We start from the raw sequence: 6,506 nt of genomic DNA on the forward strand, positions 1-6,506 counted from the left end.
AGGGGGAGGGGCCGGTCGGTGCCTCACGCCCTTTCCTGTCGTGCGCTAAAAGCGTTCTCTTCTTTCCTAAATTTGACTCAGGTATAGTAATGCCATCTTTTTAGCCCCTATGGCTGAGCGAATGACGTCTGATACAAGCTTCGACTGGCCGGTGCGTATCTATTACGAAGATACCGATGCCGGTGGTATTGTTTATAACGCTAATTACTTGAAATTCATGGAAAGAGCACGCACCGAATGGTTGCGCAGCCTGGGGGTTGAGCAGGACACTCTGCTCGAACAGGGGGTGGCCTTCGTGGTGCGGCGGGTAGAGCTGGATTTTCAAAGGCCCGCCCGTTTCAATGATGCATTAACTGTCACCGTGACGGTGAAAAAGCTGAAACGTGCCTCTATTGTATTTGAACAGGAAATTCTGGATGATGCCGGCCTTTCGCTGGTTCGGGGAATGGTGCAGATTGCTTGCGTCAAAATTCCTCACATGAAACCCTTTGCCATTCCTGAGCCGCTGATGGGAGTATTGTCAGGTGCACGCTGAAATATCGTTTTTAGGTCTGTTTTTACAAGCCAGCTTGCTGGTGAAACTGGTGATGCTGCTGCTGATGGGCATGTCTATTCTGTCCTGGGCGATGATCCTCAACCGGCGCAAGATACTGACCACAGCCCGGACTGACTCGGCGCAGTTTGAAGACAAGTTCTGGTCCGGTGCCGATCTGAGTCGCCTGTATCACGAGAGCAATGCCCGCCGTGACAATCTGGCCGGCATGGAGCAGATTTTTTACGCCGGCTTCAAGGAGTTTGTGCGGCTGCAAAAACAGGGCCGCTCGCAGGAGAGCATGCTCGAGGGCACCTATCGCACCATGCGCGTGGCGCTGTCGCGGGAAGTGGATCGCCTCGAGACCAACCTGTCGATGCTGGCGACGATTGGCTCCATCAGCCCCTATATCGGTCTGTTTGGTACCGTCTGGGGCATCATGAATGCCTTTATCGCCCTGGCGGAAGTGCAACAGGCCACGCTGTCGATGGTGGCTCCCGGTATTGCCGAGGCGCTTATCGCCACGGCGCTGGGCCTGTTTGCGGCCATTCCGGCGGTGATTGCCTATAACCGGTTCAGCTATCAGGTTGAGCGCCAGGAAAACCACCTGGCCAACTTCATGGATGAGTTTTCTACCATTCTCAACCGCCAGGTGGCGGCGGGTGGCAACTGATGCACGGCTATCAACGCAGACGTCGTAAACGCGTTGCCGAGATTAACGTGGTGCCTTATATCGATGTCATGCTGGTGCTGCTGATTATTTTCATGGCGACCGCGCCGGTGATCACTCAGGGCGTCAAGGTGGACTTGCCGCAGGCCGAAGCTGAAATGATGCCGGAAGACAGCGACAAACCGCTGGTGGCGTCCGTCGATGCCGAAGGACGTTACTTTCTCGACATCGGCGAAAACCGGGACGAGGCGGTAGATTTGCTGGCGCTGGCGAATATGGTGCAGGCTCAGCTAAAAACCACCCCCAAGGCACCGGTGGTGGTGAAAGGCGACGCCAACGTACGTTATGACGCCGTCATTCAGTTGATGGCCACGCTGAAGGCGGCCGGCGTGCCGACCGTTGGCCTGATGACGCAACCGGAGCAGTAACGGACTCATGACGGAGCAAGGCGGTATTCGCAAATCGTTATTGATTTCGCTGGCGTTACATCTGCTGATTGGCGTGGTGTTACTGGTCGGAATCGATTTTAGTGCGCCCAAGCGGCCTGCTCAGGCGGTGTCGATCATCGAAGCCACCATGATCGATGATGGCATGGTGGCGGCCCAGGCCGAGCGCCTGGCCGAGATGCAGGCGCAGCAGGAACGGGCGAGGGCCGCAGAGCAGGCCAGCGCCGAGGCAGAGCAGAAAGCGGCAAAAGAGGCCGAGCGTTTGGCCGAGCAGCAGCGAGCAGCCGAAGAGGCCAGGCGTGTTGCCGAGCAACAGCAGGCATTGGCCGCCCAGCAGACCCAGGCCGAAAATGAACGGCAACAGGTTATAGAGCAAGAGCGCAAGGCCCAGGAAGCGGCAGAAGCGAAGAAACAGGCGGAAGCCGAAGCGGCTCAAAAGGCGGCAGAGGCCAAGGCGGCCGCCGAAGCCAAGGCACTGGCGGCCAAAAAGCAGGCAGAAGCCGAGGCCAGGAAAGCCGAAGAGGCGAAGAAGCAGGCCGAGGCCAAAGCGGCGGAGGCGAAGAAGCAGGCCGAGGCCAAGGCGGCGGAGGCGAAGAAGCAGGCCGAGGCCAAGGCGGCGGAAGCGAAGAAGCAGGCCGAGGCCAAGGCGGCGGAGGCGAAGAAGCAGGCCGAGGCCAAGGCGGCAGAAGCGAAGAAACAGGCTGAGGCCAAGGCGGCGGAAGCGAAGAAACAGGCCGACGCCAAGGCGGCGGAAGCGAAGAAGAAAGCCGAAGCCGAGCAGGCACTGAAGGATCTGGAAGCCCTGATGGGGGCGGATGCGGGCGGCAGTTCACGACCGGCCTCGGCGGCGGAGGTGAACAAGTATACCGGGATGATCGTGGCCGCCATTCGGCGTAACTGGCTGGTAGGGCCTACCATGGTAGGCAAGCAGTGCGTGATTAATATTCGGGTGGCGACAGACGGCTTGATCCTGAACATAGGGGAGGGTCAGGGAGATTCGGAGGTGTGTCGTTCGGCCCGGCTGGCGATTCGCAAGACCGGTACTCTGCCGATGCCCAAGGATCCTGAAGTGAACAAGCAATTACAAAATCTGAATCTGACGCTGATACCGAGGCTCTAGTGATGACAAAACGATGGATATGGTTATGGTTGCCGCTGCTGTTGCTGGCAGGTCGGGCACAGGCGGCACTGGATATCGTGATTACCGGCGGCATCGACAGTGCCCGCCCGGTGGCGGTTGTGCCCTTTAAATGGACCGGCGGCGGTGCGGCCCCGCAGGATCTGGCCGAGGTGATTGGCAACGACTTGCGCAACAGTGGCATGTTCCGCCCGCTGGATCGCAGTCGCCTGCCCCAGCAGGTGGCCAGCGCCGCCGAGCTGAATGCGACTCTGTGGAGTCCGCACCAGGTCGAGGCCGTGCTGGTGGGCTCCATCGAGCCGGCCGGTGGCAACCAGTACCGTATCAGCTTCGAGCTGGCGGATGTATTGGGTAAAAACGGGGCTCAGTTGCTGGAAAGCCGCAGTGCCACCGTACCCGCGGCCCAGCTGCGCCAGTATGCGCATCGAATGGCCGATATCGTGTTTGAAAAGCTGACCGGCATCAAGGGCGCCTTTCTGACCCGCATCGCCTACGTCAACGTGCAGCATGGTGCCCAGTATCCGTTTCAGCTGATGATTGCCGACTACGACGGCTTCAATGAGCAGGTGCTGTTACGTTCGCGCGAGCCCTTGATGTCACCGGCCTGGTCGCCGGACGGACGCAAGCTGGCTTATGTATCGTTCGAGAACAAGAAAGCCGAAATCGTGGTGCAGGATATTTACAGCCAGCAGCGTCAGGTGGTCAGCTCTCAGCCGGGTATCAACGGTGCGCCCCAGTGGTCACCGGATGGCAGCAAACTGGCACTGGTACTGTCGCGGGACGGCCAGCCGGAAGTCTATGTGCTTAACCTGTCCAGTCGACAGTTGAGCCGGGTGACCAATAATCGCACCATAGATACCGAGCCGAGCTGGGCGGCCGATGGCAAGGCCCTTTATTTTGTGTCCGAGCGGGGCGGTCGTCCCCAGGTGTATCGGGCCGATTTGAACTCTGGCGATACGCGTCGCGTCACCTTTCAGGGTGATACCAATTTAGGTCCTCGTGTGACCAATGACGGCAACAGCATGGTGCTGGTCAGCCGTTCACAGGGACAATACCGAATTGCTCGTCAGGAGCTGGATGGAGGTCAACTGCAGGTGTTAACAGAAACCCAGCTGGATGAATCGCCAAGCCCTGCACCTAACGGCACTATGATCATCTATAGTACCACCTATCAGGGGCGCCAGGTGCTGTCTCTGGTGTCTATGGATGGTCGTTTTAAGGCCAGGCTGCCCGCACGAAGTGGTGATGTTCGTGCACCGGCATGGTCACCATATCTCAATTGATCCAACGTGATTTCTAAGGAAATACAATGCAAATGAAAAAACTGCTTCAGAGTCTGGCCGTTGCTCTTCCGATGTTGACCCTGGCGGCATGTAGCTCTACCACCGACTCTGATGCCATGACCGGTACCGACGGCAGCTATCAGAACGGTGGCGCTCAGACTGGCGGTGCCCAGACCGGCGGCGCCCTGTCGGCCGAAGAGCAGATGCGTCAGCAGTACGAAGCGCTGCGTCGCGAGAACGTGATTTTCTTTGAATTCGATCAGGACGAAGTGACCGGCCATTACGCCCAGGTACTGGAAGCGCATGCCAGCTTTCTGCGTTCCAATCCGTCCGTCAGCATTCTGGTAGAAGGCCATGCGGATGAGCGCGGTACTCCCGAGTACAACATCGCTCTGGGTGAGCGTCGTGCCAAGGCCGTGACCAGCTATCTGCAGAGCCTGGGCGTGAGCGGTTCCCAGCTGGCTATCGTCAGCTACGGTGAAGAAAAGCCGGCCGACACTTCTCACACCGAGTCTGCCTTTTCCCAGAACCGCCGTGCGGTTCTGGTCTACTAAGGTTTAATTCGACGTTATGAAATTTAAATTAGCGGCCATTTCGATGGCCGCTGTTTTATCCACATCAAGCTGGGCACAGGCACCTGTGAGCAGTGTGGGTAGCAGCGGCTCCGTCAATGATCGCCTGGCAGAGCTGGAAAGGGCCTTCAGCGCCAGAAGCCAGGCTCAAATAGATCAGCAGCGACAGTTGAACGCCATACAGCAAGAGGTGAGTGAACTGCGTGGTTTGCTGGAAGAGCAGAGTTATCGTCTGGAACAGGTGATAGAACGCCAGCGTGGCCTGCTGATGGCACAGCAGGACGCGGCCGAGAAGCCTCAGCAGGCGGCTTCGGCGGCTCAATCTGGCGCAGAGAGCGCCCAGCCCTCGCCGAGCAAGGCGCCCGCTGCACCGGCCAGCGGCGATGAGCAGGCGGCCTATGATAATGCGGTCAACCTGGTGTTGCAGGATAAAGACTACGATGCAGCCATTCCCGCCTTTGCCCGTTTTATCACCCAGTATCCGCAATCCAGCTATGTGCCCAATGCCCATTACTGGTTGGGGCAATTGTTGTTCACCCAAAAGCGGTTTGATCAGGCCAAGGCGCAGTTTGCCCGCGTGGTGGAAGCCTACCAGACCTCCAACAAGCGAGCAGATTCACTGCTGAAGCTGGGGCTGATCGCCCGTGAACAAAATGATAATGCGCAAGCCAAACTGTATTTTGAGCAGGTGGTAAAAGAATACGGCAACACCGGCGCGGCACGGCTGGCTCAGGAAAACCTCAACGGCCTCTGAATCGGGGGCTGAGTTGTCGATTTTTTGAGAGAGTCGCTTGTTCCTTAATCAAGCAGAATAAAATGATGATTTAGCTGTTGCGCCACAAAATTAAATCCGTATTATAGGCCGCCGTTGGCAGGGTGCTTTAGCAACCCCGCCGAATGGGTCGTTAGCTCAGTTGGTAGAGCAGTTGACTTTTAATCAATTGGTCGCAGGTTCGAATCCCGCACGACCCACCAGATTTGAAAAGAAAGTCCCAGGGCGCTTAGCTCAGCTGGGAGAGCACCTCCCTTACAAGGAGGGGGTCACTGGTTCGAGCCCAGTAGCGCCCACCATTTTTGCTTGCGGTGATTATTCATCGAAGCGAAAAGCGGCAGTAAAGCACAGAAGAATGTGCCCAGCGCTAGCTTACAGGTTAGCGGGTGATTAGCTCAGCTGGGAGAGCACCTCCCTTACAAGGAGGGGGTCACTGGTTCGAGCCCAGTATCACCCACCATATTGAAGTAAAAAATTTGTAGTAGTACCGAGATACTCGGGTCGTTAGCTCAGTTGGTAGAGCAGTTGACTTTTAATCAATTGGTCGCAGGTTCGAATCCCGCACGACCCACCATCTTTAGTAGTAAAAGCAAGTCCCAGGGTGATTAGCTCAGCTGGGAGAGCACCTCCCTTACAAGGAGGGGGTCACTGGTTCGAGCCCAGTATCACCCACCAGTTTTAGTAGTAAAGCAAGTCCCAGGGTGATTAGCTCAGCTGGGAGAGCACCTCCCTTACAAGGAGGGGGTCACTGGTTCGAGCCCAGTATCACCCACCAGTTTGCAGTGAAAGTAGCAGTGCCGAGATATTCGGGTCGTTAGCTCAGTTGGTAGAGCAGTTGACTTTTAATCAATTGGTCGCAGGTTCGAATCCCGCACGACCCACCAGTTTTAGCAGTAAAGCAAGTCCCGGGGTGATTAGCTCAGCTGGGAGAGCACCTCCCTTACAAGGAGGGGGTCACTGGTTCGAGCCCAGTATCACCCACCAGTTTGCAGTGAAAAGTAGCAGTACCGAGATATTCGGGTCGTTAGCTCAGTTGGTAGAGCAGTTGACTTTTAATCAATTGGTCGCAGGTTCGAATCCCGCACGACCCACC

General features: G+C 57.1%; 7 protein-coding genes and 9 tRNA genes. All 16 read left to right on the forward strand.

Translation table 11 applies throughout. The features are described 5' to 3' along the window. Window positions 1-121: 121 nt before the first annotated feature. The 16 genes from ybgC (at window position 122) to Q0753_RS16060 (ending at window position 6,504) form a co-directional block, all read left to right on the forward strand. Window positions 122-535 carry a tol-pal system-associated acyl-CoA thioesterase gene (ybgC, locus tag Q0753_RS15985; protein ID WP_298723469.1) on the forward strand — a complete coding sequence of 138 codons (414 nt, stop codon included), beginning with the start codon at window positions 122-124 and terminating at the stop codon, window positions 533-535. Continuing rightward, window positions 525-1,205 carry a protein TolQ gene (gene tolQ / locus Q0753_RS15990; RefSeq protein WP_367179511.1) on the forward strand — a complete coding sequence of 227 codons (681 nt, stop codon included), beginning with the start codon at window positions 525-527 and terminating at the stop codon, window positions 1,203-1,205. Before ybgC ends, tolQ begins: the two co-directional genes overlap by 11 nt. Further along, entirely contained in the window at window positions 1,205-1,630 is a 426-nt protein-coding gene (tolR, locus tag Q0753_RS15995) for a protein TolR (protein WP_298723472.1), read from the forward strand. The genes tolQ and tolR overlap by 1 nt, the downstream gene beginning before the upstream one ends. Window positions 1,631-1,637: 7 nt before the next feature. After that, complete coding sequence (gene tolA / locus Q0753_RS16000) at window positions 1,638-2,768, forward strand: cell envelope integrity protein TolA (protein WP_298723476.1); 1,131 nt, start codon at window positions 1,638-1,640, stop codon at window positions 2,766-2,768. A 2-nt stretch (window positions 2,769-2,770) separates the two neighbouring features. Further along, window positions 2,771-4,069 (forward strand): Tol-Pal system beta propeller repeat protein TolB, encoded by a 1,299-nt coding sequence (tolB, locus tag Q0753_RS16005; RefSeq protein ID WP_298723479.1) that lies wholly within the window; start codon window positions 2,771-2,773, stop codon window positions 4,067-4,069. Between the two features lie 26 nt (window positions 4,070-4,095). Beyond that, complete coding sequence (gene pal / locus Q0753_RS16010) at window positions 4,096-4,623, forward strand: peptidoglycan-associated lipoprotein Pal (protein WP_298723482.1); 528 nt, start codon at window positions 4,096-4,098, stop codon at window positions 4,621-4,623. Between the two features lie 16 nt (window positions 4,624-4,639). Next, window positions 4,640-5,395 (forward strand): tol-pal system protein YbgF, encoded by a 756-nt coding sequence (ybgF, locus tag Q0753_RS16015; RefSeq protein WP_298723485.1) that lies wholly within the window; start codon window positions 4,640-4,642, stop codon window positions 5,393-5,395. 145 nt (window positions 5,396-5,540) lie between these two features. Beyond that, window positions 5,541-5,616, forward strand: a tRNA-Lys gene (locus Q0753_RS16020). A gap of 20 nt (window positions 5,617-5,636) precedes the next feature. Further along, window positions 5,637-5,712: transfer RNA gene (locus tag Q0753_RS16025), tRNA-Val, on the forward strand. Between the two features lie 85 nt (window positions 5,713-5,797). Beyond that, window positions 5,798-5,873: transfer RNA gene (locus Q0753_RS16030), tRNA-Val, on the forward strand. Window positions 5,874-5,911: 38 nt separating this feature from the next. Then, window positions 5,912-5,987, forward strand: a tRNA-Lys gene (locus Q0753_RS16035). Between the two features lie 25 nt (window positions 5,988-6,012). Beyond that, window positions 6,013-6,088 (forward strand) — tRNA-Val (locus Q0753_RS16040). A 24-nt stretch (window positions 6,089-6,112) separates the two neighbouring features. Beyond that, window positions 6,113-6,188: transfer RNA gene (locus Q0753_RS16045), tRNA-Val, on the forward strand. 33 nt (window positions 6,189-6,221) lie between these two features. Continuing rightward, a tRNA-Lys gene (locus Q0753_RS16050) sits at window positions 6,222-6,297 on the forward strand. Between the two features lie 24 nt (window positions 6,298-6,321). Then, window positions 6,322-6,397, forward strand: a tRNA-Val gene (locus Q0753_RS16055). 34 nt (window positions 6,398-6,431) lie between these two features. Beyond that, a tRNA-Lys gene (locus tag Q0753_RS16060) sits at window positions 6,432-6,504 on the forward strand. The last annotated feature ends 2 nt before the right edge of the window (window positions 6,505-6,506 follow it).

This window comes from uncultured Oceanisphaera sp. (assembly GCF_947495715.1).
Lineage (GTDB): Bacteria > Pseudomonadota > Gammaproteobacteria > Enterobacterales > Aeromonadaceae > Oceanimonas > Oceanimonas sediminis.